The following is a 20,565-nucleotide window of genomic DNA, read 5'->3' on the forward strand; positions in this document are numbered from 1 at the left end:
ATTCTTATATGCGTAACCGGATTCTACACAGCGTAAATAGGTTTGTCCGCCTTCTGTATCAAATCCCCTTTTTCCCTGCTCGCGCAAGGGGTTTTAACAGGCCCGAGGCTTGCCGTGGACTATCATGGCCACTGACCGAACTCATCGTGGGAGGTGTGCCGTTGTCCTGCCAACATTTGAGCGCCCTATTTCCTCGCTTCAGGTTTCGCACATGCCATTGACTGTCAAACCCCGCCGCCCGCGCGCCAGCCGCATTGCCGTGACGCTATTGAGCGGCCTGCTGCCCGTGATTCTGGGCTCCGCCATCCTGTATATGCAGGCCGGACGCACGCTTGAGCAAAGCACCCGGCTGACTGCCGAAGAAGCCATTCGCCAGTTCGAACTGATGCTCGACAACACCGCCCAGGCCGCACGCGAACTGCTGCCGCTGGCCGGCCAGAGTTGCATCGACGTCAACCTGGCATTGCGCGAGCAAGTGACCCGCCGCCCCTTCGTGCGCTCGACCAACCTGGTGTGGGACGACGTGAATTATTGCAGTTCATTGTTCGGCGACTTCCACGAAAAAATCGATGCCGGCGACTACAGCGACGGCAAGCTGGCGCTGATGAAAGGCAACCTTGTTACGCCCAACAGCGCGGTGCTGGTGTATCGCATCAGCGAAGGAAAAAAGGGTGCGCTGAGCACGCTGGACGGCTATCACTTGAGCAATGTGTTGCGCATGATTGGCCACTCCACCGTGCTCCGACTGCAAGTGGGCTCAAACTGGCTGTCCGCCGATGGCCAGTTCCACCAGGAAGCCCTCCCCGCCCTGCCGGTGGCGCAAACCCGACTCGATTCCACGCGTTATGCCTTCTCGGTCACGGCGGGGTTTCCCGAGGGCGAGACCTGGCGCTACATGAGCAGCGAGTACCCACCGTTGTTCAGCTTGCTGATCTTCTTCGGCGTGGTCTCGGGCTGCATCGGCCACTTTCTGCAGAAGCGCTCGACGTCTCCCAGCCATGAACTGCAGCGCGCGATGGAAGCGGCAGAATTCGTTCCGTACTTCCAGCCGGTGGTTCATGGTGACAGCAAAAAATGGTCCGGTGCCGAAGTGCTGATGCGCTGGAATCATCCGAAGGAAGGCCTGGTGCGACCCGACCTGTTCATCCCTTTTGCCGAGCACTCGGGGCTGATCGTGCCGATGACGCGCTCACTGATGCAGCAGACCGCGCAACTGCTGGGCCCTGTCTCGGCCTCGTTCAACGAACCGTTTCACATCGGCATCAACATCACCGCCAGCCATTGCAAGGACCTGAAACTGGTCGAGGATTGCCGGCAATTTATCGGCGCCTTTGTCCCGGGCACCATCAACCTGGTGCTGGAACTGACCGAACGCCAACTCATCGAACCCACGCCCGTCACCCTCCAGCTATTCGAGCAATTGCATGAACTGGGCGTAATGATCGCCATCGACGACTTCGGCACCGGTCATTCAAGCCTCGGTTACTTGCGTCAGTTCAATGTCGATTTCCTGAAAATCGACCAGAGCTTTGTTGCCATGATCGGTGCCGATGCCCTGTCGCGGCACATTCTGGACAGCATCATTGAACTGTCGGCCAAACTCGATCTGGGCATCGTTGCCGAAGGCGTGGAAACCACCGAACAAAGTGATTACCTCAGCGCCCATGGGGTTAACTTCCTGCAAGGTTATCTGTTCGGCCGACCGATGCCCGGCGCAGACTTCCTTAGTGCATTAAGTCACCGTTAACTAGCGGTTTTATGCGATGAGCGCGTACCACCGTGCACCGATTTGAATCAAAAAACCCATCTTGTTACATGAAGAAAAAGACAGGATTTACTCTTTGCCAATTAACTACTACAATTTTTCTTGCCTGCGCTAGATTGGCAGGTGAGCCAATTATCACCGAGTCGCTTCAAGGCTCTTGGCTTATAGCTTTGTTTGCGGTTGGTATCAGCCAAACACACTATTGGAGTAAAGATATTGTCCAGACTCGCTGAATTTCGTGCAGCTGAAAAGGCCCTTCAAGAGCAGCTCAAACAGCTGGAATCCCTGAAGAACGATGCCGGGCTCAAGAAAGAAATCGAATTCGAAGAAAAGCTCCAGGGGCTGATGAAAACCTACGGCAAGAGCCTGCGTGACATCGTCGCCATTCTCGATCCGAACCCATCAAAATCCGGTCTGCAACAGGCCACTGCGCCGAAAACCCGCCGCGCTCGCGTGGTCAAGGTTTATCAGAACCCGCACACCGGTGAGCTGATTGAAACCAAGGGCGGCAATCACCGCGGCTTGAAAGCCTGGAAGGAAAAATACGGTGCGGGCACCGTTGATTCCTGGCTGCGCGGCTAAACACTCGCAATGACAAAAACGGCCCCGCCTCGAAGCGGGGCTTTTTTATGGATACCTGACAAATGAAACGATTTGAAATCGATCAAGTCGCTACATGAACAACAACTTTTGGCTTAATTCTTTTGGGTATCTAAAGATTGCGAAATGCACGAACGTGCAAATCCACCACTAAAGTTTCAAGCTGCTTCGAGCAGCCTCTATTTCATCCTGGCTGGCCTTATAAGCCTCGGCCTGCCCCGCGTAAGAAAGAACATAAGCCTTATCCTCATCCACTGCCGCGACCAATGTTTGCGACAACACATGCCGGCCGTTCTGGGTAATCGTGCAGGTCGTCTCCAGGGCCGATAACCGGCTCAAGGTTGCCGGGTGGATCTTGTTGCAAACGCTTTGATAGCCACCCTGAAAAAAGTCCTTCTGCAGTGACTTGCGCATCTCCAGCAACACGCCTTGCACATTGACTTGATGCCCGGTGTCCACGGGCGTCATGGTCAGTTCCATGACCATCACCGGCGTACCGCCCTGATCGTTTTTCACCGCGCGCTGCCGGCTCACCTGAGGCCTGGCATCATCCGGCGGCACCGCTTCGACTTCCCAGCCATCTGGCCAGGTCACGGCTGGCTGATCGGCATGAGCACCGGCAATCCCGGACAGCAGACCAAGCAGAACCAACAGCGATTTACAGGATCGGATCATTACAATGAATACTCGCGGGTTGAACCGCAAAGTCTGAGCCTCCCCAACCCGTCAGGCAATAGCCGACGGTTTGGGTTTGGTGAAGCCTGCGCCCTTGCGTATCATTGGCGCCATTCGTTAGCCCCACATATTTCCGGAGGGCCCATGAGCCTGCACGAATTGAACACCTTCCCGGGCGTGACCGCCCAGCCTGACACCGCGACCCAGAAGTTCGTCTTCAACCACACCATGCTGCGGGTCAAGGACATCACAAAGTCCCTGGATTTCTACACTCGGGTGCTCGGTTTCTCGCTGGTGGAAAAACGCGACTTCCCGGAAGCCGAATTCAGCCTGTATTTCCTGGCACTGGTCGATAAAGCGCAGATCCCGGCCGACGCCGCCGCTCGTACCGAGTGGATGAAGTCGATTCCCGGCATCCTTGAGCTGACCCATAACCATGGCACCGAAAACGACGCGGACTTCGCCTACCACAACGGCAACACCGACCCGCGCGGCTTCGGCCACATCTGCATCTCGGTGCCGGACATCGTTGCTGCGTGCGAACGCTTCGAGGCGCTGGGCTGCGATTTCCAGAAACGCCTGACCGACGGCCGCATGAAGAGCCTGGCGTTCATCAAGGACCCGGATGCTTACTGGGTCGAGATCATTCAGCCAGCACCGCTCTAAAACCCCGTCCAGAATCCCTGTGGGACCTTCCTTTGTGTGAGCGAGCCTGCTCGCGATTGCGGTACATCAGTCACCGAGGTAGTGAATGATGCTCCGCCATCGCGAGCAGGCTCGCTCCTACAATTGACCGGCACAAAAAACCCCATGATCGCTCATGGGGTTTTGTGTTTCAGGCCATGGCGTCAGGCTGGGGCCGAAGTGCGGATCAGGTGGTCGAATGCGCTCAGGGAAGCCTTGGCGCCCTCACCCACTGCGATCACGATCTGTTTGTACGGCACGGTTGTCACGTCACCGGCAGCGAATACACCCGGCAACGACGTCTCGCCACGCGCGTCGACAATGATCTCGCCACGGGGCGACAGTTCGACGGTGCCTTTGAGCCAGTCGGTGTTCGGCAGCAAACCGATCTGCACGAAGATACCTTCGAGGTTGATCGTCTTGAACTCGCCTGAATCGCGATCCTTGTACACCAGGCCGCTCACTTTCTGGCCGTCACCCTTCACTTCACTGGTCAGTGCGCTGGTGATGACATCGACGTTGGGCAGGCTGAACAACTTGCGTTGCAGCACCGCATCAGCGCGCAACTTGCTGTCGAACTCCAGCAGCGTGACGTGGCTGACGATGCCTGCCAGATCGATTGCCGCCTCGACGCCGGAGTTACCGCCGCCGATCACCGCGACACGCTTGCCCTTGAACAGCGGGCCGTCGCAGTGCGGGCAGAAACACACGCCCTTGGCTTTGTATTCCTGCTCGCCCGGCACGCCCATTTCACGCCAGCGGGCGCCGGTGGCCAGGATCAGCGCCTTGGTTTTCAGGCTGGCACCACTTTCGAAGCGCACTTCGTGCAGCTCGCCTGGGTTCTTCGCGGGAATCAGTGCGGTGGCGCGCTGCAGGTTCATGATGTCGACGTCGTACTGCTTGACGTGTTCTTCGAGGGCGCTGGCCAGTTTCGGCCCTTCGGTTTCCTGCACGGAGATGAAGTTCTCGATGGCCATGGTGTCGAGCACCTGCCCGCCGAATCGCTCCGCCGCCACACCGGTGCGAATGCCTTTACGCGCAGCATAAATCGCTGCGGCAGCGCCGGCTGGGCCGCCGCCAACCACCAGCACGTCAAAGGCTTCTTTCGCGCTGATTTTCTCGGCCTGGCGTTCGGCGCCGCTGGTGTCGATCTTGGCGAGGATTTCTTCCAGGCCCATGCGACCCTGACCGAACACTTCGCCATTCAGGTAAATGCTCGGCACGGCCATGATCTTGCGATCATCCACTTCGGCCTGGAACAACGCGCCATCGATGGCGACGTGGCGAATGTTCGGATTGAGTACCGCCATCAGGTTCAACGCCTGGACCACGTCCGGGCAGTTCTGGCAGGACAGCGAGAAGTAAGTCTCGAAGCTGAACTGGCCTTTGAGCGAGCGGATCTGTTCAATCACTTCCGCGCTGGCTTTCGACGGGTGCCCGCCGACTTGCAGCAAGGCCAGCACCAGAGAAGTAAATTCATGGCCCATCGGGATACCGGCGAAACGCAGGCTGATATCGGCACCGGGGCGATTGATCGAGAACGATGGCTTGCGTGCGTCATCACCGTTGTCGAGCAAGGTAATCTGGGTGGAAAGACTGGCAACGTCTTTCAGCAGTTCGAGCATTTCCTGGGATTTCGCACCGTCGTCGAGGGATGCAACGATCTCGATCGGCTGGGTGACCCGTTCCAGGTACGATTTCAACTGGGCTTTAAGATTGGCGTCCAACATACGGGCGATTTCCTTTTTGCTTTACTGAAGACATAAAAAAACGCCCGAGCGAATCTCGCCCGGGCGTTTTTATTGGGCGGTGCAGCTTACTGAGTAGGTGCGGAGTTCCGCCCTGAGTAGCGTGTCACAGACTTAGATCTTGCCGACCAGGTCCAGGGACGGAGCCAGAGTGGCCTCGCCTTCTTTCCACTTGGCTGGGCAAACCTGGCCTGGGTGAGCAGCAACGTACTGGGCAGCCTTGATTTTGCGCAGCAGTTCCGAAGCGTCACGGCCAACGCCGCCATCGTTCAGTTCAACGATTTTGATCTGGCCTTCAGGGTTGATCACGAAGGTGCCACGGTCAGCCAGACCAGCGTCTTCGATCAGCACGTCGAAGTTGCGGGAGATGGCGTGGGTCGGGTCGCCGATCATGGTGTACTGGATTTTGCCGATCGCTGGGGAGGTGTTGTGCCAGGCAGCGTGGGCAAAGTGGGTGTCAGTGGAAACGCTGTAGATTTCGACGCCCAGTTTCTGGAAAGCGTCGTAGTTGTCAGCCAGGTCTTCCAGTTCGGTCGGGCAAACGAAGGTGAAGTCAGCTGGGTAGAAGAACACTACGGACCACTTGCCTTTCAGGTCAGCGTCCGAGACTTTAACGAAGTCGCCGTTTTTGAATGCGTCAGCTTTGAATGGTTTAACTTGGCTGTTGATGATAGGCATCGATGACTCTCCGTCAGGGGTTGTGAAGTTGATGGAGTGAACTCTACCCACTCGACGGCCGGATGGCTCATTGGCAAACCTGATGCTGCTGATCGACTTTCGCTATTAGCCATCAGTATTAATAGAAGGAAATGGTATCTAGGGCGCCAGCGGCTTTTCCTCGATCCGTGTCATTCCGAGAAAAGGGTTGGCTTCAACGTAACGCATCGCCGATTTCATATCTTTCCACCCCACGTAACTCATCAGCGATTTCAGGTCCCAACCGCTTTGATGGGCCCAGGTGGCAAAACCGCGCCGCAACGAGTGACTGGTGTAGTGGTCAGCCGGAATGCCGGCGCGCTCCAGCGCCTGGCGCAACAGCGGAATCACGCTGTTGGCGTGCAGCCCCTCCTCGCTCAGGTGCCCCCAACGGTCGATGCCACGAAAGACCGGCCCGCGTACCAACGCCGCTTCGCTGATCCAGGCGATGTACGCCTGCACCGGGCACAAACGCTGCAAGGCTGGCGTCTGGTACGTTTTGCCAAGGTTTTCGCGATCACTCTTGCTGCGCGGCAGGTACAGGGTGATGCCGGAATCGGCACTGGCCTGCACATGCTCGATCTGTACGCGGCAGAGTTCATCGCTGCGGAAACCGCGCCAGAAGCCCAGCAGGATCAGCGCCTTATCGCGCAGGGCTCGTAACAGCGCCGGTCGATCGCCGTCCGACCTTGCGGTTCGCGCTTCCTGTTCCAGCCAGACAACCAATTTCTCAAGCTGTTGAAGCTGCAACGGCTCGGCCTGCTTTTCCTGCGCCGGGTGCAGCGCGCGAATGCCTTTGAAAACCTGGCGCACGACCGGCGCCTTGGTGGGGTCGGCGAACCCTTGGCTGTTGTGCCATTGCGCGAGCGCCGACAAACGCAGCTTCAGCGTATTGATCGACAACTCACCGGCATACGCCACCAGGTAACGCGCAACGCTGTCGGCCGTGGCCGGCAGGAAGCCACCCCAGCTGACTTCGAAATGCTCGATGGCCGCTCGATAGCTGCGACGGGTGTTGTCGCGGGTGGCGGCTTGCAGGTAACGGTCCAGATCACTCATGGGACGGCCTTGTTGAACTGTAGGCGCGAGCATGCTCGCGATGGCGTTAACGGTGACGCGGGTTTCCTGAATGAATGTGGTGCTCTCACGCTTTTCGCGAGCGTGCTCGCTCCTACCGGTAGATGTCGTGTACCGAAATCAGGGTCAAAACTATGCAAAATTGCCGTGACGCGGGGTAATACCAGTATATCCCGTATCAAGAACTTACAAATTTAAAGATAAAAAGATCCTGTGGTACACTGCGTACTTTAGTGGTACGTACCACAGTACGAAAACGTAGGAGAGCACATGGCTCGTGGCGGCATCAACAAAGCAGTGGTTCAAACGGCGCGCCTGGCAATCCTCGCGCGAGGCGAGCACCCGAGCATCGATGCGGTACGCATCGAAATGGGCAACACCGGCTCAAAGACCACCATTCACCGGTATTTGAAGGAACTGGACGACGGCGTCGAACCGGCCGCGCCCTCCTCCGAACCCATCGACGACGAGCTGGCAGGACTGGTATCACGCCTCGCACAGCGCCTCAAAGAGCAAGCCCTGGCACCTATCGACCAAGCGCGCGCGCAGTTCGAGCAACAACGACAAGCGCTGGAGATTGAGCTGACCATCGCCCAGGAAGCCACCAACGAATTACAGCAACAGTACGAACTGCAAACCCTGGCGCTGACCCAGGAGTCCGACACCCTGCAAAACACCCTGTCGATGCTGCAGACCGAGCAAACCCGCAACGCCGGACTGAACCAGGCGCTGGCCGACTTCGAGTTACGCTTGCAGGACAAGGACGAGCAGATCCGCTCCCTCGAGGAAAAGCACCTGCACGCCCGCGATGCGCTGGAGCACTATCGCAGCGCTGTGAAAGAGCAGCGCGAACAGGAACAACGCCGCCACGAAAGCCAGGTTCAGCAGATTCAAATGGAGTTGCGCCAGGCACAACAAAGCGCGCTGGTGCGCCAGGATGAGATCACCCAACTGCACCGCGACAATGAACGCCTGCTGACGGAAAACCGCGGCACGCTGCGCGAGTTGAGCCTGCTGCAGGAGCAGCTCAAGCAAACCCACACCCGCCAGGATCAGTTGCTGGAACAGGTCAACCGCATCGACAGCGAGCGCACCCTCCTCCAGGAACGGCTGCGCACAGCGCTGCTGGAAAGCCAGGCGCTGAAGCAGAATGTCGATGAGCAGGTGCAGATCAACAAGTCGCTGGAAGTTGAGTTGACCAAGGCCCAGGCGGAGATTGTGGAACGCGCCCGCCAAAACGACGCAGACCCTCTGTAGGAGCGAGCTTGCTCGCGAAGGACGTGAACGATAACGCGTAAAATAAGATAACCAGGGGCGCTCTCGGGTTTTTCGCGAGCAAGCTCGTTCCTACAGAGGGCAGCGCCTGGCGCAGTCGTTGCGACAGCGCCAGACGTAGACGATCAACCCGCGACCGGCGTCCGCATGGTGACGAACTCTTCGGCGGCCGTCGGGTGCACGCCGATGGTGTCGTCGAAATCGCGCTTCGTGGCGCCCGCCTTCAAGGCAATCGCCAGCCCCTGCACGATCTCGCCGGCATCCGGCCCAACCATGTGGCAACCCAGCACCTTGTCGGTTTTGCCGTCCACCACGAGCTTCATCAAGGTGCGCTCCTGGCATTCGGTCAGGGTCAGCTTCATCGGGCGGAAACGGCTTTCGAAGATCACCACGTCGTGCCCCGCTTCACGCGCTTCCTCCTCGGTCAACCCGACGGTGCCGATGTTCGGCAAGCTGAACACCGCCGTCGGGATCATCTTGTAATCCACCGGGCGATACTGCTCAGGCTTGAACAAGCGACGCGCAACGGCCATGCCTTCAGCCAGGGCCACTGGCGTCAGCTGGACCCGACCGATCACATCGCCAAGGGCCAGGATCGACGGTTCGGCAGTCTGGTATTGCGCGTCGACTTCGATAAAACCCTTGCTGTCGAGTTTGACCCCGGTGTTTTCCAGGCCCAGGTTGTCCAGCATCGGACGCCGGCCCGTGGCGTAAAACACACAATCCGCCTCAAGCTGGCGACCATCTTTAAGCGTTGCCTTCAGGCTGCCATCGGCGAGCTTTTCGATGCGTTCGATGTCGGCATTGAATTGCAGGTCCATGCCGCGCTTGGTCAGCTCTTCCTGCAAGTGCTTGCGCACAGCTCCGTCAAAACCGCGCAGGAACAGGTCACCGCGATACAGCAACGTGGTCTCGGCGCCCAAACCGTGGAAGATCCCGGCGAACTCGACCGCGATGTAACCACCGCCCACGACCAGCACGCGTTTTGGCAGCTCCTTGAGGAAAAACGCCTGGTTCGAACTGATCGCGTGCTCGTGCCCCGGAATCTCCGGGATCTGCGGCCAGCCGCCGGTAGCGATCAGAATGTGTTTCGCGCTGAAGCGCTCGCCCTGGATCTCGACCGTGTTCGGGCCAACGATCCTGGCGTGGCCCTCATGCAGGGTCACGCCGCTGTTGACCAGCAGGTTGCGATAGATGCCGTTCAGACGATTGATCTCGCGATCCTTGTTGGCGATCAGCGTCGCCCAATCGAATTCAGACTCTCCCAAGGTCCAGCCAAACCCCGAAGACTGCTCGAAGTCTTCGGCGAAATGCGCGCCGTAAACCAGCAATTTCTTCGGCACACAACCGACGTTGACACAGGTGCCACCCAGGTAGCGGCTTTCAGCCACCGCCACCTTCGCGCCAAACCCGGCCGCAAACCGCGCAGCCCTTACACCACCGGAACCGGCGCCAATTACATAAAGGTCAAAATCGTAGGCCATTGTCTATCTCCTCGGCAGGCCACCAGCATACCCGCCGCCGTTCGTTGGGCAAGCGCTGCACGTTATTTGGGGGCGGAAAATGAAAAAGCCACCCGAAGGTGGCTTTTCAATACAAGCAGGTCAGGCGCTATCAGTAAGCCTTGCCAGTCTTGTAGAAGTTCTCGAAGCAGAAGTTGGTCGCGTCGATGTAGCCTTCGGCGCCACCGCAGTCAAAACGCTTGCCCTTGAACTTGTAGGCCATGACGCAGCCATTCTGGGCCTGCTTCATCAAGGCGTCGGTGATCTGGATTTCACCGCCCTTGCCTGGCTCGGTCTGTTCGATCAGATCGAAGATATCCGGGGTCAGGATGTAGCGACCGATGATCGCCAGGTTCGAGGGTGCATCTTCAGGCTTCGGCTTCTCGACCATGCTGTGTACGCGATAGATGTCATCGCGGATCATCTCGCCGGCGATCACGCCATATTTTTGCGTTTCCTGCGGGTCGACTTCCTGGATCGCAACGATCGAGCAGCGGAACTGCTTGTACAGCTTGACCATCTGGGTCAGTACGCCGTCACCTTCGAGGTTGACGCACAAGTCATCCGCCAGGACCACGGCAAACGGTTCGTCGCCGATCAGCGGACGGCCGGTCAGGATCGCGTGACCCAGACCTTTCATTTCGGTCTGGCGGGTGTAGGAAAACGAGCAGTTGTCGAGCAGTTTACGGATGCCGACCAGGTACTTTTCCTTGTCGGTGCCCTTGATCTGGTTTTCCAGCTCGTAGCTGATGTCGAAATGGTCTTCCAGAGCGCGTTTGCCACGGCCGGTGACGATGGAGATTTCGGTCAACCCGGCTTCCAGTGCTTCTTCGACGCCGTACTGGATCAGTGGCTTGTTTACCACCGGCAGCATTTCCTTGGGCATGGCTTTAGTCGCTGGCAGGAAGCGAGTACCGTAACCGGCTGCTGGGAACAAGCATTTCTTGATCATAAAAGTCCTTGAAAGGGCTGTGTGTACGAGTTTCGGCGCAGTCTAATCAGGCGGCGTGCACCTTACAATGCCCCGCGCTGGCTAACCGATGCCATCATAGAGAAATATTCTCGCGGATAGTTCCGCATATCGTTCAGGTGCCTTTATAGATAGCAGAGATTCCGCCCAGCGCCGATGAATCTGCTGCCCGCACAATCGCACCACCCTACGCCCTTCTGCACCCGTTGAGGGCGTTTGGCGTTATCATTGCGCAATTGAACCAGCCAACGAGGCAGATAGATGTCGGAAGCAAAAAGCGTCAACGGGTACCTGATCAACAAGGCGAAAGACGGCCAGTGGTGGGTAGACAGCGTCGGCGGCGAAAACATAGCCGGGCCTTTCCCGACCGAGGCGATGGCGATTGAAGTGGCATCCGTATTGCAGCTTGAACACCCGACCGTCAAACGCCGCGGCAAAGACAAGACTTGATCCTGCTTGCCAAGCCCTGCCTCCTGCGGGGCTTTTTTTCGATTGAATGAAACGAAGTGGCCTTTCGCTATAACCTTTTGATTGCGGCGCTGTCACAGGCTTAGCCCCATCATCCTGACGACGACCCCATCATGAATAAATTTTTGCCCTTGTTAGCGGTACTGGCCCTGAGCGGCTGCGCTACTTCCGAAACCACTTACCTGAACAACGGCGAGCAAGGCCTGTCCATCGACTGCTCGGGGGAAGCCAATTCCTGGGCCACCTGCTATGAAAAAGCCGATGCCTCTTGCGCTGGCACCGGCTATCGAATCGTTGGCACCGATGGCTCCCCTTCGACCAAGGAAAGCGACAAGACCCTGGGCGTCGACGTCGGCAACTTCAAGAACCGCACCGTTGTGGTGGTCTGCAAGTAGGGCGCCCTGTCTACATGTGGATTTCAGCGAATTTGATCCCGAGACCGCGAACGGCCTCGATCAGATCGTCCAGGCGACTGAAGGATTCGACTTCATCATTGTCATCCACCAGAAAATAACTACGTCCTGCACTTTTCTTGAAAAACACGATCCACTCACCCAGGTTCGCCGGATTCTGAATCACATGGGTGGCAGAGATGTGGCCCTCTGCGTGACGTGCCCGTACCTGCTCTCGCTTCATGCCGAACTCCAGAAATGACAATGCCGCCAAAGCCTTGCTTTGACGGCATCGGTGTTGACGGTGCCCAGTCTATCAGCCGGAAATGCACGCGGTGGCGGCGTTGCGCACATCCCTCGGCCGCAACGGCACATTGGAGATACGCTCATGCAGCTTGATGCTGCTGCCACTGGAACGCTCCTCGATATCGAACACGGCGGCCGGACCCGAGGAAAACTTCTGCGGCACGATCACCCGCACACCTTCCTTCGGCTGCGGCTCGATCTGCAGGGCGCCGCGGCTGCTGGCCAGTTTCTCGGTCAGGCATTGCGCGTACTCATGGGGTTTCTTGCCGGAAATCACATTCATGGTCGGCAGCGTTTCGTTGATTTCCTCAACACTCGCACAACCGCTAATCGTCAATGCCAACGGCAAGACCCAAACACCCCACTTCATACAAAACCTCCGATAAAGACCCTCCGACAGCATAAATGCTGGTTTTCTCCGAGGCTCACTGCTTTTTTCGCTCGTGGAATTCCGAATATCCGTTTTTAATTGTCAAAGCGGACCCCGACGACCGGATAATAACCCGTTCGGGCTGATAAACTGCGCCCATTGCCCATGCTATCGTTTTGATTTTGTACAAAAAGCCCTTCCGGAGGCGCCTCATGAAATTTATCCACCAGCGCGAGCACCTCAATGAAGACGACATCGTCGTCATCCAGTGCTCGCAAATGTGCAACATCCGCTTGATGAACGACGCCAATTTCCGCAGTTTCAAGAATGGTGGTCGTCACACTTACCATGGTGGAGCGTTTGACACCTTCCCGGCGCGCATTACTGCACCGAGTACCGGTTTCTGGAACATCACCATCGATACCGTCAACCGTCGGCCTATCAGCGTGACTCGCAAACCGACCCTGACCCACTCGATCAAGATCATCCGCCGCTCCACCTCGAAACTGAGCTAAGCGACCGAACACAGGCAGAAATGACCGTGGCCCAAACGACCAAATACGTCATCAAATACAAACTCAACGGCGAACGCCGCTTCGAGTTCGCCCAGCTTGAACACGGCACCGAAGCTGAAGCTAAAGCCGCACTGGACGCACTGCATGATGGCGAAGACGTCATCAGCGAGATCAGCGTCAGCAAAGCGCTGTAACCGGATTCGGAGCGACAACCAGGATGTCGGCTCCGTCCGTAGAATTTGACCGCAAGCGCCGGAGTGTTCGCCCCGGCCGCGCTCCGTAGACTGGCCACCTCAACCTTTGGTTCAGGAGTCAGAACATGTCTACTTCCCCTATTCGATTCATCAGCGGCACGTCCAGCCTCGGCACCCTGCTGCTGGCCTTTAGTGCCAATGGTCTGTGCGCGATGTTACTCGGTGATGACCTGGCAACGCTCGAACACGATCTTGCGCGGCGCTTCCCCGGCCAACCGACGCCCCAGCGCGACGAAGCATTGCTGCCTGAACTGGAGAAAACCCTGCGTTACCTCGATAACCCGCTGGCCGCGCTCGACCTGCCGCTGGACCTGACCGGCAGCGCTTTTCAACGGCGAGTCTGGGAAGCGTTGCGCCAGATTCCGGCCGGCAAAACCATCAGCTATCAGGAAATCGCACGCCAATTGGGCCAACCCAATGCGTTCCGGGCCGTGGCCAATGCCTGTGGCGCGAATCCCCTGGCGGTCATCGTGCCGTGCCATCGCGTAGTACGTCAGGACGGTAGCCTCGGCGGCTACCGCTGGGGCCTGGAGCGCAAACGGCAATTGCTGGCACGTGAGGCGCAGCAATGATCGAACAACGGCTGCATGCACTGGATTGGACAGCGCTGACACAGCAACTGGATCAGGATGGCTGCGCGATCATCCGCTCGCTGATCAACACAACCACCTGCGATGACATCAGCGCGCTGTACGCCCGGCCTGATCCGTTTCGCTCTCAGGTCATCATGGCTCGTCACGGCTTTGGCCGTGGCGAGTACAAATACTTCCGCTACCCCCTGCCTGACATCGTCTCCAGCTTGCGCGAGGCGCTTTACCCTCGACTGGTGCCGATTGCCAATCGCTGGTACGAGCAAATGGACTTGCCAATCCGTTTCCCTGAATCCCATGCGGCGTTTCTTGAGCGCTGTCATGCCGCCGGTCAGGCGCGTCCTACGCCGTTGTTGCTGCAATATGGGCCACAGGACTACAACTGCTTGCATCAGGACGTGTACGGCGAACACGTTTTCCCGCTGCAAGTGGCGATTCTTCTGTCAGCGCCGGACGAAGATTTCACCGGCGGAGAGTTCGTACTGACCGAACAACGCCCGCGAATGCAGTCACGGCCGCAGGTCATCGGACTGCAAAAGGGCGACGCGGTGATCTTCGCCGTCAACCAGCGACCGGTCAAAGGCGTGCGCGGCCATTACCGGGTCACATTGCGCCACGGCGTGAGTCGCCTGCACAGCGGAAAACGGCATACCCTTGGAATCATCTTTCACGATGCATCATGAGCCTATGAACCCGACCACTTTTGATTTGTTTGCCGATGCAGAGCCCGAGCAGCCAGCCCGGAGCGAGCAGATTGGCGAACAGTCCTACGTCTTGCGAGGCTTTGCCCTGCCCTGGCTGGTGCAGTTGCTGCCCGCGCTGGGGGCGGTTCTCGCGGCAGCACCGTTTCGGCAGATGGTCACACCCGGCGGGTTCACCATGTCAGCGGCCATGAGCAGTTGCGGCACGTGGGGCTGGACCACGGACCGCAGCGGTTACCGCTACTCCCGGGAGGATCCCCGCACCCATGCCCCCTGGCCGGCAATGCCAGAGGTGTTCCTCGCGCTCGCCCAGGCAGCGGCGCTGGAAGCCGGTTTCGCGGATTTCGTACCCGATTCCTGCCTGATCAATCGCTATGTTCCCGGCGCCAAGATGTCATTGCACCAGGACAAGGACGAAGCGTCCTACGGCGCGCCGATCGTTTCAGTGTCCCTGGGATTACCGGCGATGTTTCTGTTCGGCGGTTTTGAACGCGGCGACAAAAGCCAGCGAGTACCGCTGTTTCATGGCGATATCGTGGTCTGGGGCGGTGTCGATCGCCTGCGGTACCACGGCGTTCTACCGATCAAAGAGGGCCAGCACCCGCGCCTGGGCGAGCAACGGATCAACTTCACGTTTCGTACCGCGAAGTGAGTACTCGAATTTGACCGCAAGACCCGGAGTGCAGCGACCCTGCCCGTTGGATAATCTGAATCAAACGGGTCAACGGACATGAAGCCATGACAACCACCGAGAACGATCCCCGCTGGGCCGCCGTCGTCGCCCGCGATCCCCGGGCTGACGGGCAGTTTGTGTATGCGGTGAAAACCACCGGCATCTATTGCCGCCCCAGCAGCCTGGCGCGCTTGCCGAAACCGCAGAATGTCGAATTCTTCGACTCGGCCGAACAAGCCCAGGCCGCGGGCTATCGCCCGAGCAAACGCGCGGCGAAGGATCAAAGCGATGTCGCGGCACAACACGCCGCGACTGTCGCCGCAGCGTGCCGGCAGATCGAGACCGCCGAGCATATGCCAGCGCTGAGCGAGTTGGCCAAGGCCGCAGGGCTCAGCAGCTTTCACTTTCATCGCGTGTTTAAAAACGTGACCGGCCTGACGCCAAAGGGCTACGCCACAGCCCACCGCTCACGCAGGGTTCGTCAACATCTGACGGACGGCGGCTCGGTGACCGATGCGCTGTATGAAGCCGGCTTCAACTCCAACAGCCGTTTTTATGAGGCGGCGGATCAGTTGCTGGGCATGAAACCCGGGGACTACCGCGCCGAGGGCCAGAACAACGACATTCGATTTGCCGTCGGACAGTGTTCCCTGGGCGCGATACTGGTGGCGCAGAGTCAACGCGGGGTGTGCGCCATTTTGCTGGGTGACGATCCGCACCAGCTGGTGTGCGATCTGCAGGACAAGTTTCGACGGGCCAACCTGATTGGCGCCGATCATGAATTCGAACAACTGATCGCCAAGGTTGTCGGTTTTATCGAGGCCCCGGCCATTGGCCTGGATTTGCCGCTGGACGTTCAGGGCACCGCGTTTCAGGAGCGAGTCTGGCAGGCGCTGCGGGAAATTCCCGCTGGCAGCACCGCGAGTTATGCCGATATTGCCCAGCGCATCGGTTCACCGAAAGCCGTGCGCGCCGTGGCGCAGGCCTGCGGCGCGAACAGTCTGGCGGTGGCGATTCCGTGCCACCGGGTGGTGCGCAGCGACGGTAACCTGTCGGGCTATCGCTGGGGTGTGGAGCGCAAGCGGCAGCTGCTGGAACGCGAAGCGCCTTAAGCAAGGCCGATATGCACCGCCACGGCGTCCGGGCCAGTATAAGCCTCAAAGTCGGTGACGAATCGGCGCTTGATCTGCGGGTTGGCTTCGAAGTAGCTCCAGATGCGTTGCCAGGTCTGGACAATGACATCAGGCATCGGCCCCGTGCTTTCGAACACCAGGTACTCGCCGCCTTCGACCCTGACCGTTTGGAACCCCGGCACCGCTGTCACCACTGCAACGCCGGCCGTCACATCGAACGCCCCCGATGCATCGGATTCGTACCCTGAGTAAACGCCGTAAATCGCTGAGGCGGGCGGTCCGGAGCCGATGCGCGCCGCCAACCCTTCGCTGTAGAAACGCCCCCACATCGGACCGATCTTCGCCGATTCGGCGCTTTGTTCTGCATGGTTAAAGGTGCGCACCTTCAGCCCCGCGACACTGAACGCAGCTACATAGACCTGCTTGATATCCATTAAGGTGCCACTCCTTTTTTGAGATGACGGCTCCGGCGAGCCGTCACGGCGCCTACCTTGTCAGCGATTGACGTCGACGACAACCCTCCCCCGCAGCTGACCGGCGAGCAATCGTGGCGCCGCTTCGATCGCTTCGCTCAGGCCGATTTCATGGCTGATCAGCGGCAGCAAGGCGAAGTCCAGGTCTTTGGCCAGTCGATTCCAGGCCAATACACGCTTGGCCTTGGATTGGGTCACGCTGTTGATCCCGGCCAAGGTCACGCCACGCAGAATGAACGGTGCAACGGAGGCCGGAAAATCCATGCCCTGGGCCAGACCACATGCCGCGACCGTGCCATTGGCCTTGGTGCTGGCGCAGGCGTTGGCCAGGGTGTGACTGCCCACCGAGTCGATCACCGCCGCCCAACGTTCCTTGGCCAGTGGCTTGCCCGGCTCGGACAGCGTGGCGCGGTCGATGATCTCGCTGGCGCCCAATTGCTTGAGGTAGTCATGTTCGGACGTGCGACCGGTGGACGCGACCACCCGGTAACCGAGCTTGCTCAGCAAGGCAATGGCGAAACTGCCTACACCGCCATTGGCGCCCGTGACCAGTACGTCGCCCTGTTCGGGCGACACACCGTTATGCTCCAGCGCCAGAATGCTCAGCATCGCCGTGTAACCGGCCGTGCCAATGGCCATGGCCTGGGCCGGCGTGAATTCCCGGGGCAACGGGATTAGCCAGTCGCCATTCAGGCGCGCCTTTTGGGCCAGTCCGCCCCAATGCCCTTCGCCGACGCCCCAGCCATTGAGTACGACTTGATCACCGACCTTGTAGTCCGGATGCCCACTGACTTCGACAGTCCCCGCCAGATCGATACCCGGCACCATTGGGAATTTTCGCACCACCGGGCTGCTGCCGGTGATGGCCAGACCATCCTTGAAATTCAGCGTGCTGTACGCCACTCGCACGGTCACATCGCCCTCGGGCAGCTGGTCGTCATTGATCTCTTGCAGTGTGGCCCGGTAACCGCTGTCGTCTTTGTCGATCAAAATGCCTTGGAACATGAGTGTCTCCTATGGAATGACCCTGGTTGTGGTGCAGTGGAAATAACACACGGCAACATTTTTCCGTACCCGACTTTAAGCCAATCCGGGCGATTCCATCACCACCGACTATGCTTTTTTCGCGGCCCTGAAAAGCCAAGCGAACTGACCTGTCGATGGAGCTGACAATGCCTCACTCACGCGCCTTTACTGTTTTGCTGATGCTCTGTCTGCTGGCTTTCAACACGGTTCAGGCTGCGCCGGCGAAAACCCCACCCGCTTCCACCGAGCAGGCTCCGGCGAGCCCGACATGGCCTCAGGTGCTGACCAGTGGCGACACCAGACTCACCCTCTATCAGCCACAGCTCGACAGCTGGGACGGCTATACCCTTCAGGCCCGGGCAGCAGTGGAAGCCACCGGCGCTGACGACAAATCCACCTACGGCATCGTGCAATTCAGCGCCCATACGCTGGTCGACAAAGCGACCCGCTGGGTAGCGCTCGATCAGTACAAAATCGTTAAAGCGGACTTTCCTTCCAGCGCGGCAAAAGCCGACAGTTGGGTCGCGACCCTGCAAAAAGACGCGGCAAACCGCAAGAAAACCATTTCCCTCGATCAGCTCGAAGCTGCCGTTGGCGTGCTCGCCGCCGAGCAGAAATCCAGCGGCGATCCGATCGACAACACCCCGCCGATCATCATCACATCCGACGTCCCGGCCTTGCTGGTGTACATCGACGGCGAACCGGCCTTTCGCCCTGTAGAGGGGACCGCGTTGCAGCGGGTCATCAATACTCGGCCGCTGCTGCTCAAGGATGCTCAAGGCAAACATTACCTGCATGTGTTCGATGGCTGGATGGTGGCTGACGAACTGAACGGCCCCTATGCGCCTTTGCCCTCACCGTCCGCCGAACTGGAAAAAGCCATGAAAGTCGCGATCCAGAGCCGCCAGGTCGATTTGCTGACAGGCCAGAGCGATCCGAAGGACAAAAAACCGACACTGGCCAAGCCGCCGACTCCGCAAATCCATATCGCCACCACGCCCACCGAACTGATCGTCACCGACGGCGCGCCGCAATGGCAGCCGATCCAGGGCACCCAGCTGCTGTACGTGACCAACACCACCGGACACATTTTCAAGGAAATCGGTGACCAGGACAGCTACACGCTGATCTCCGGTCGCTGGTTTCGCGCGACCGACATGAACGGTCCATGGACCTTCGCACCTGCAGACAAACTCCCTGCGGACTTCGCGAATATTCCCGATGACAGCGCCAAGGAAAACGTCAAAGCCTCGGTGGCCGGCACGCCGCAAGCCAGGGAAGCGGCGATTGCGGCGACCATCCCGCAGACGTCGGCGATCAAGAAAAGCCAGGTCAAGATGACCGCGCCGCAGTTCGACGGCGAGCCACAGCTCAAGGCCATCAGCGGAACGCCGTTGCAATACGTGGTCAACAGCGCCACACCGATCATCATGTTCGATGCCAAACGTTGGTACGCGGTAGAAAACGGCATCTGGTTCAGCGCCACCTCGGTACAGGGCCCGTGGTCGGTAGCCACTTCGGTGCCGGCGGTGATCTATTCGATTCCACCCAGTTCGCCGATGCACTACATCACGTATGTGAAAGTCTATGAAGCCAACGGCGATACCGTGGTGGTGGGCTACACGCCCGGCTATCAGGGCTCGACGGTCGATCCGAACAGCGGCGTGGTGGTGTATGGCACCGGTTATCCGTATACGCCATGGGTGGGCAATGTCTGGTATGGGCCACCGGTGACCTACGGTTTCGGCGTCGCGATCCGCTACACACCGTGGACCGGCTGGACCTTCGGCTTCGGATTTGGCTGGAGTTGGGGTGGCAGCACCGTGGCCATGGGCTGGGGCTGGGGCGCCTACCCTTGGTGGGGAAATTACGGCTGGGGGTACGCCTGGGGGCCGCGTCTGTATCCGGCACCGCTGCCGTGGGGTGGCGCAGCCTATGGCTATCATGGCGGCGCGGTCGCCTGGGGGCCTGGCGGCTGGGCCGGCACCAGCGGCAACATTTACCGTCAGTGGGGAGATCGTGCCTCGGTCAGTCGTTATGGCGCCGGTTACAACGCCTGGACCGGCAACCGTTGGGCCGGCCAGGTCGGTGCTTCGTATAACTCGCGCACTGGCGTCTCGGCCGCGGGTCAGCGGGGTGCGGTGCATAACGTCTACACCGGTAATTATGCGGCCGGGCGCAGCGGTGTAGCGGTGGGTCCAAACGGCGGTGCCATTGCCGGTCGCCAGGTGACGGCGGGCAACGCGCGGACCGGAAACCAGGTCACCGCTGGCCGAGGCGCCGTCTACAACCCCAATACCGGCAATACCACGCAGGTCGGCGGCATACGGGGCCGTAACAACAGCGCCGCCAGGATCGGCGATAACGTCTACGCCGGGCATGACGGAAACGTCTACAAGAAAACCGACGACGGCTGGCAGTCGATGGTCGGCGGTGAAAAACGGGTCAACCCGGCCAACAATCCGCAACTACAAAATCTCAACCGCGAATCCGCGGCGCGTTCGTTTGGTAATCAGCGCCTGAACAACTATCACAACTCTTCCCAGGTCATGAATCGCTCATTCGGCGGCGGTGGCGGATTGCATCGGCGTTGAGCGGTCGCCCCCGATGCAAAAACTCGATTGGTCTTGCGCCTGCTATTGCTGGTACAAATCCGGCTCTACCGTCCCTGC

The 20,565-nt window shown here is 59.1% G+C and carries 23 protein-coding genes; 13 read left to right on the forward strand and 10 right to left on the reverse strand.

Annotated elements, in window-relative coordinates; genetic code table 11:
• Positions 1-211: 211 nt before the first annotated feature.
• Both NTD84_RS17785 and NTD84_RS17790 read left to right on the forward strand, forming a co-directional pair.
• Positions 212-1,747: an EAL domain-containing protein gene (locus NTD84_RS17785; RefSeq protein ID WP_262167945.1), complete on the forward strand. Its 1,536-nt coding sequence runs from the start codon at positions 212-214 to the stop codon at positions 1,745-1,747.
• 234 nt (positions 1,748-1,981) lie between these two features.
• Positions 1,982-2,347, forward strand: a complete 366-nt coding sequence (locus tag NTD84_RS17790) for a histone-like nucleoid-structuring protein, MvaT/MvaU family (protein WP_262167948.1) — start codon at positions 1,982-1,984, stop codon at positions 2,345-2,347.
• Between the two features lie 168 nt (positions 2,348-2,515).
• Here NTD84_RS17790 and NTD84_RS17795 read toward each other — a convergent pair whose 3' ends face one another.
• On the reverse strand, positions 2,516-3,040 hold the full coding sequence (locus tag NTD84_RS17795) for a DUF4946 domain-containing protein (RefSeq protein ID WP_262168190.1): 525 nt from the start codon (positions 3,038-3,040) through the stop codon (positions 2,516-2,518).
• A gap of 144 nt (positions 3,041-3,184) precedes the next feature.
• Between NTD84_RS17795 and gloA the strand changes: the two genes are divergently transcribed.
• Complete coding sequence (gloA, locus tag NTD84_RS17800) at positions 3,185-3,706, forward strand: lactoylglutathione lyase (RefSeq protein WP_262167950.1); 522 nt, start codon at positions 3,185-3,187, stop codon at positions 3,704-3,706.
• Between the two features lie 182 nt (positions 3,707-3,888).
• On the opposite strand, the gene ahpF is transcribed toward gloA, so the two are convergent.
• From ahpF to NTD84_RS17815, 3 genes are all read right to left on the reverse strand, one after another.
• A complete protein-coding gene (gene ahpF, locus NTD84_RS17805) occupies positions 3,889-5,454 on the reverse strand; it encodes an alkyl hydroperoxide reductase subunit F (RefSeq protein WP_262167953.1) in 1,566 nt (521 codons plus the stop codon).
• A 132-nt stretch (positions 5,455-5,586) separates the two neighbouring features.
• Complete coding sequence (gene ahpC, locus NTD84_RS17810) at positions 5,587-6,150, reverse strand: alkyl hydroperoxide reductase subunit C (protein WP_010460707.1); 564 nt, start codon at positions 6,148-6,150, stop codon at positions 5,587-5,589.
• Between the two features lie 138 nt (positions 6,151-6,288).
• Positions 6,289-7,227, reverse strand: a complete 939-nt coding sequence (locus tag NTD84_RS17815; protein ID WP_262167957.1) for a site-specific integrase — start codon at positions 7,225-7,227, stop codon at positions 6,289-6,291.
• A 288-nt stretch (positions 7,228-7,515) separates the two neighbouring features.
• Between NTD84_RS17815 and NTD84_RS17820 the strand changes: the two genes are divergently transcribed.
• Positions 7,516-8,502: a DNA-binding protein gene (locus NTD84_RS17820; RefSeq protein WP_262167960.1), complete on the forward strand. Its 987-nt coding sequence runs from the start codon at positions 7,516-7,518 to the stop codon at positions 8,500-8,502.
• Between the two features lie 143 nt (positions 8,503-8,645).
• Here NTD84_RS17820 and gorA read toward each other — a convergent pair whose 3' ends face one another.
• Together gorA and galU are read right to left on the reverse strand one after the other, a co-directional pair.
• Complete coding sequence (gene gorA, locus NTD84_RS17825) at positions 8,646-10,004, reverse strand: glutathione-disulfide reductase (RefSeq protein ID WP_262167963.1); 1,359 nt, start codon at positions 10,002-10,004, stop codon at positions 8,646-8,648.
• A 130-nt stretch (positions 10,005-10,134) separates the two neighbouring features.
• Complete coding sequence (galU, locus tag NTD84_RS17830; RefSeq protein WP_128605083.1) at positions 10,135-10,974, reverse strand: UTP--glucose-1-phosphate uridylyltransferase GalU; 840 nt, start codon at positions 10,972-10,974, stop codon at positions 10,135-10,137.
• A 279-nt stretch (positions 10,975-11,253) separates the two neighbouring features.
• On the opposite strand from galU, the gene NTD84_RS17835 reads away from it, so the two are divergent.
• A complete protein-coding gene (locus NTD84_RS17835; RefSeq protein ID WP_262167967.1) occupies positions 11,254-11,442 on the forward strand; it encodes a hypothetical protein in 189 nt (62 codons plus the stop codon).
• 131 nt (positions 11,443-11,573) lie between these two features.
• Positions 11,574-11,855: a hypothetical protein gene (locus tag NTD84_RS17840; RefSeq protein WP_262167971.1), complete on the forward strand. Its 282-nt coding sequence runs from the start codon at positions 11,574-11,576 to the stop codon at positions 11,853-11,855.
• A gap of 10 nt (positions 11,856-11,865) precedes the next feature.
• On the opposite strand, the gene NTD84_RS17845 is transcribed toward NTD84_RS17840, so the two are convergent.
• Positions 11,866-12,096 carry a hypothetical protein gene (locus NTD84_RS17845; RefSeq protein WP_262167974.1) on the reverse strand — a complete coding sequence of 77 codons (231 nt, stop codon included), beginning with the start codon at positions 12,094-12,096 and terminating at the stop codon, positions 11,866-11,868.
• A gap of 72 nt (positions 12,097-12,168) precedes the next feature.
• Positions 12,169-12,528 carry a hypothetical protein gene (locus NTD84_RS17850; RefSeq protein ID WP_262167976.1) on the reverse strand — a complete coding sequence of 120 codons (360 nt, stop codon included), beginning with the start codon at positions 12,526-12,528 and terminating at the stop codon, positions 12,169-12,171.
• A 158-nt stretch (positions 12,529-12,686) separates the two neighbouring features.
• On the opposite strand from NTD84_RS17850, the gene NTD84_RS17855 reads away from it, so the two are divergent.
• From NTD84_RS17855 to ada, 6 genes are all read left to right on the forward strand, one after another.
• A complete protein-coding gene (locus NTD84_RS17855; protein ID WP_410017369.1) occupies positions 12,687-13,043 on the forward strand; it encodes a DUF1883 domain-containing protein in 357 nt (118 codons plus the stop codon).
• 20 nt (positions 13,044-13,063) lie between these two features.
• Positions 13,064-13,237 carry a hypothetical protein gene (locus NTD84_RS17860; protein WP_262167979.1) on the forward strand — a complete coding sequence of 58 codons (174 nt, stop codon included), beginning with the start codon at positions 13,064-13,066 and terminating at the stop codon, positions 13,235-13,237.
• Between the two features lie 125 nt (positions 13,238-13,362).
• Positions 13,363-13,869: a methylated-DNA--[protein]-cysteine S-methyltransferase gene (locus tag NTD84_RS17865; protein ID WP_262167982.1), complete on the forward strand. Its 507-nt coding sequence runs from the start codon at positions 13,363-13,365 to the stop codon at positions 13,867-13,869.
• Entirely contained in the window at positions 13,866-14,570 is a 705-nt protein-coding gene (locus NTD84_RS17870; protein ID WP_262167985.1) for a 2OG-Fe(II) oxygenase, read from the forward strand. Before NTD84_RS17865 ends, NTD84_RS17870 begins: the two co-directional genes overlap by 4 nt.
• Entirely contained in the window at positions 14,560-15,240 is a 681-nt protein-coding gene (gene alkB / locus NTD84_RS17875; RefSeq protein WP_262167987.1) for a DNA oxidative demethylase AlkB, read from the forward strand. The genes NTD84_RS17870 and alkB overlap by 11 nt, the downstream gene beginning before the upstream one ends.
• A gap of 86 nt (positions 15,241-15,326) precedes the next feature.
• Positions 15,327-16,373: a bifunctional DNA-binding transcriptional regulator/O6-methylguanine-DNA methyltransferase Ada gene (gene ada / locus NTD84_RS17880; protein ID WP_262167990.1), complete on the forward strand. Its 1,047-nt coding sequence runs from the start codon at positions 15,327-15,329 to the stop codon at positions 16,371-16,373.
• Here ada and NTD84_RS17885 read toward each other — a convergent pair.
• Positions 16,370-16,828 (reverse strand): GyrI-like domain-containing protein, encoded by a 459-nt coding sequence (locus NTD84_RS17885; protein WP_262167993.1) that lies wholly within the window; start codon positions 16,826-16,828, stop codon positions 16,370-16,372. The genes ada and NTD84_RS17885 overlap by 4 nt on opposite strands.
• Positions 16,829-16,888: 60 nt before the next feature.
• Positions 16,889-17,872 (reverse strand): MDR family oxidoreductase, encoded by a 984-nt coding sequence (locus tag NTD84_RS17890; protein WP_262167996.1) that lies wholly within the window; start codon positions 17,870-17,872, stop codon positions 16,889-16,891.
• Positions 17,873-18,039: 167 nt separating this feature from the next.
• On the opposite strand from NTD84_RS17890, the gene NTD84_RS17895 reads away from it, so the two are divergent.
• Entirely contained in the window at positions 18,040-20,487 is a 2,448-nt protein-coding gene (locus tag NTD84_RS17895) for an autotransporter (RefSeq protein WP_262167999.1), read from the forward strand.
• The last annotated feature ends 78 nt before the right edge of the window (positions 20,488-20,565 follow it).

Source organism: Pseudomonas sp. 14P_8.1_Bac3 (assembly GCF_025466085.1).
Classification (GTDB): Bacteria; Pseudomonadota; Gammaproteobacteria; order Pseudomonadales; family Pseudomonadaceae; genus Aquipseudomonas.

What these genes read in the sequence shown, in the direction of transcription:
- NTD84_RS17895 (WP_262167999.1), top strand. Translation starts at nt 18,040, where the DNA reads ATGCCTCACTCACGCGCCTTTACTGTTTTGCTGATGCTCTGTCTGCTG.
- NTD84_RS17795 (WP_262168190.1), bottom strand. Translation starts at nt 3,040, where the DNA reads ATGATCCGATCCTGTAAATCGCTGTTGGTTCTGCTTGGTCTGCTGTCC.
- NTD84_RS17815 (WP_262167957.1), bottom strand. Translation starts at nt 7,227, where the DNA reads ATGAGTGATCTGGACCGTTACCTGCAAGCCGCCACCCGCGACAACACC.
- alkB (WP_262167987.1), top strand. Translation starts at nt 14,560, where the DNA reads ATGCATCATGAGCCTATGAACCCGACCACTTTTGATTTGTTTGCCGAT.
- NTD84_RS17820 (WP_262167960.1), top strand. Translation starts at nt 7,516, where the DNA reads ATGGCTCGTGGCGGCATCAACAAAGCAGTGGTTCAAACGGCGCGCCTG.
- ahpF (WP_262167953.1), bottom strand. Translation starts at nt 5,454, where the DNA reads ATGTTGGACGCCAATCTTAAAGCCCAGTTGAAATCGTACCTGGAACGG.
- ahpC (WP_010460707.1), bottom strand. Translation starts at nt 6,150, where the DNA reads ATGCCTATCATCAACAGCCAAGTTAAACCATTCAAAGCTGACGCATTC.
- NTD84_RS17865 (WP_262167982.1), top strand. Translation starts at nt 13,363, where the DNA reads ATGTCTACTTCCCCTATTCGATTCATCAGCGGCACGTCCAGCCTCGGC.
- NTD84_RS17890 (WP_262167996.1), bottom strand. Translation starts at nt 17,872, where the DNA reads ATGTTCCAAGGCATTTTGATCGACAAAGACGACAGCGGTTACCGGGCC.
- NTD84_RS17860 (WP_262167979.1), top strand. Translation starts at nt 13,064, where the DNA reads ATGACCGTGGCCCAAACGACCAAATACGTCATCAAATACAAACTCAAC.
- NTD84_RS17785 (WP_262167945.1), top strand. Translation starts at nt 212, where the DNA reads ATGCCATTGACTGTCAAACCCCGCCGCCCGCGCGCCAGCCGCATTGCC.
- NTD84_RS17840 (WP_262167971.1), top strand. Translation starts at nt 11,574, where the DNA reads ATGAATAAATTTTTGCCCTTGTTAGCGGTACTGGCCCTGAGCGGCTGC.
- ada (WP_262167990.1), top strand. Translation starts at nt 15,327, where the DNA reads ATGACAACCACCGAGAACGATCCCCGCTGGGCCGCCGTCGTCGCCCGC.
- NTD84_RS17850 (WP_262167976.1), bottom strand. Translation starts at nt 12,528, where the DNA reads ATGAAGTGGGGTGTTTGGGTCTTGCCGTTGGCATTGACGATTAGCGGT.
- NTD84_RS17870 (WP_262167985.1), top strand. Translation starts at nt 13,866, where the DNA reads ATGATCGAACAACGGCTGCATGCACTGGATTGGACAGCGCTGACACAG.
- gorA (WP_262167963.1), bottom strand. Translation starts at nt 10,004, where the DNA reads ATGGCCTACGATTTTGACCTTTATGTAATTGGCGCCGGTTCCGGTGGT.
- galU (WP_128605083.1), bottom strand. Translation starts at nt 10,974, where the DNA reads ATGATCAAGAAATGCTTGTTCCCAGCAGCCGGTTACGGTACTCGCTTC.
- NTD84_RS17835 (WP_262167967.1), top strand. Translation starts at nt 11,254, where the DNA reads ATGTCGGAAGCAAAAAGCGTCAACGGGTACCTGATCAACAAGGCGAAA.
- gloA (WP_262167950.1), top strand. Translation starts at nt 3,185, where the DNA reads ATGAGCCTGCACGAATTGAACACCTTCCCGGGCGTGACCGCCCAGCCT.
- NTD84_RS17885 (WP_262167993.1), bottom strand. Translation starts at nt 16,828, where the DNA reads ATGGATATCAAGCAGGTCTATGTAGCTGCGTTCAGTGTCGCGGGGCTG.
- NTD84_RS17845 (WP_262167974.1), bottom strand. Translation starts at nt 12,096, where the DNA reads ATGAAGCGAGAGCAGGTACGGGCACGTCACGCAGAGGGCCACATCTCT.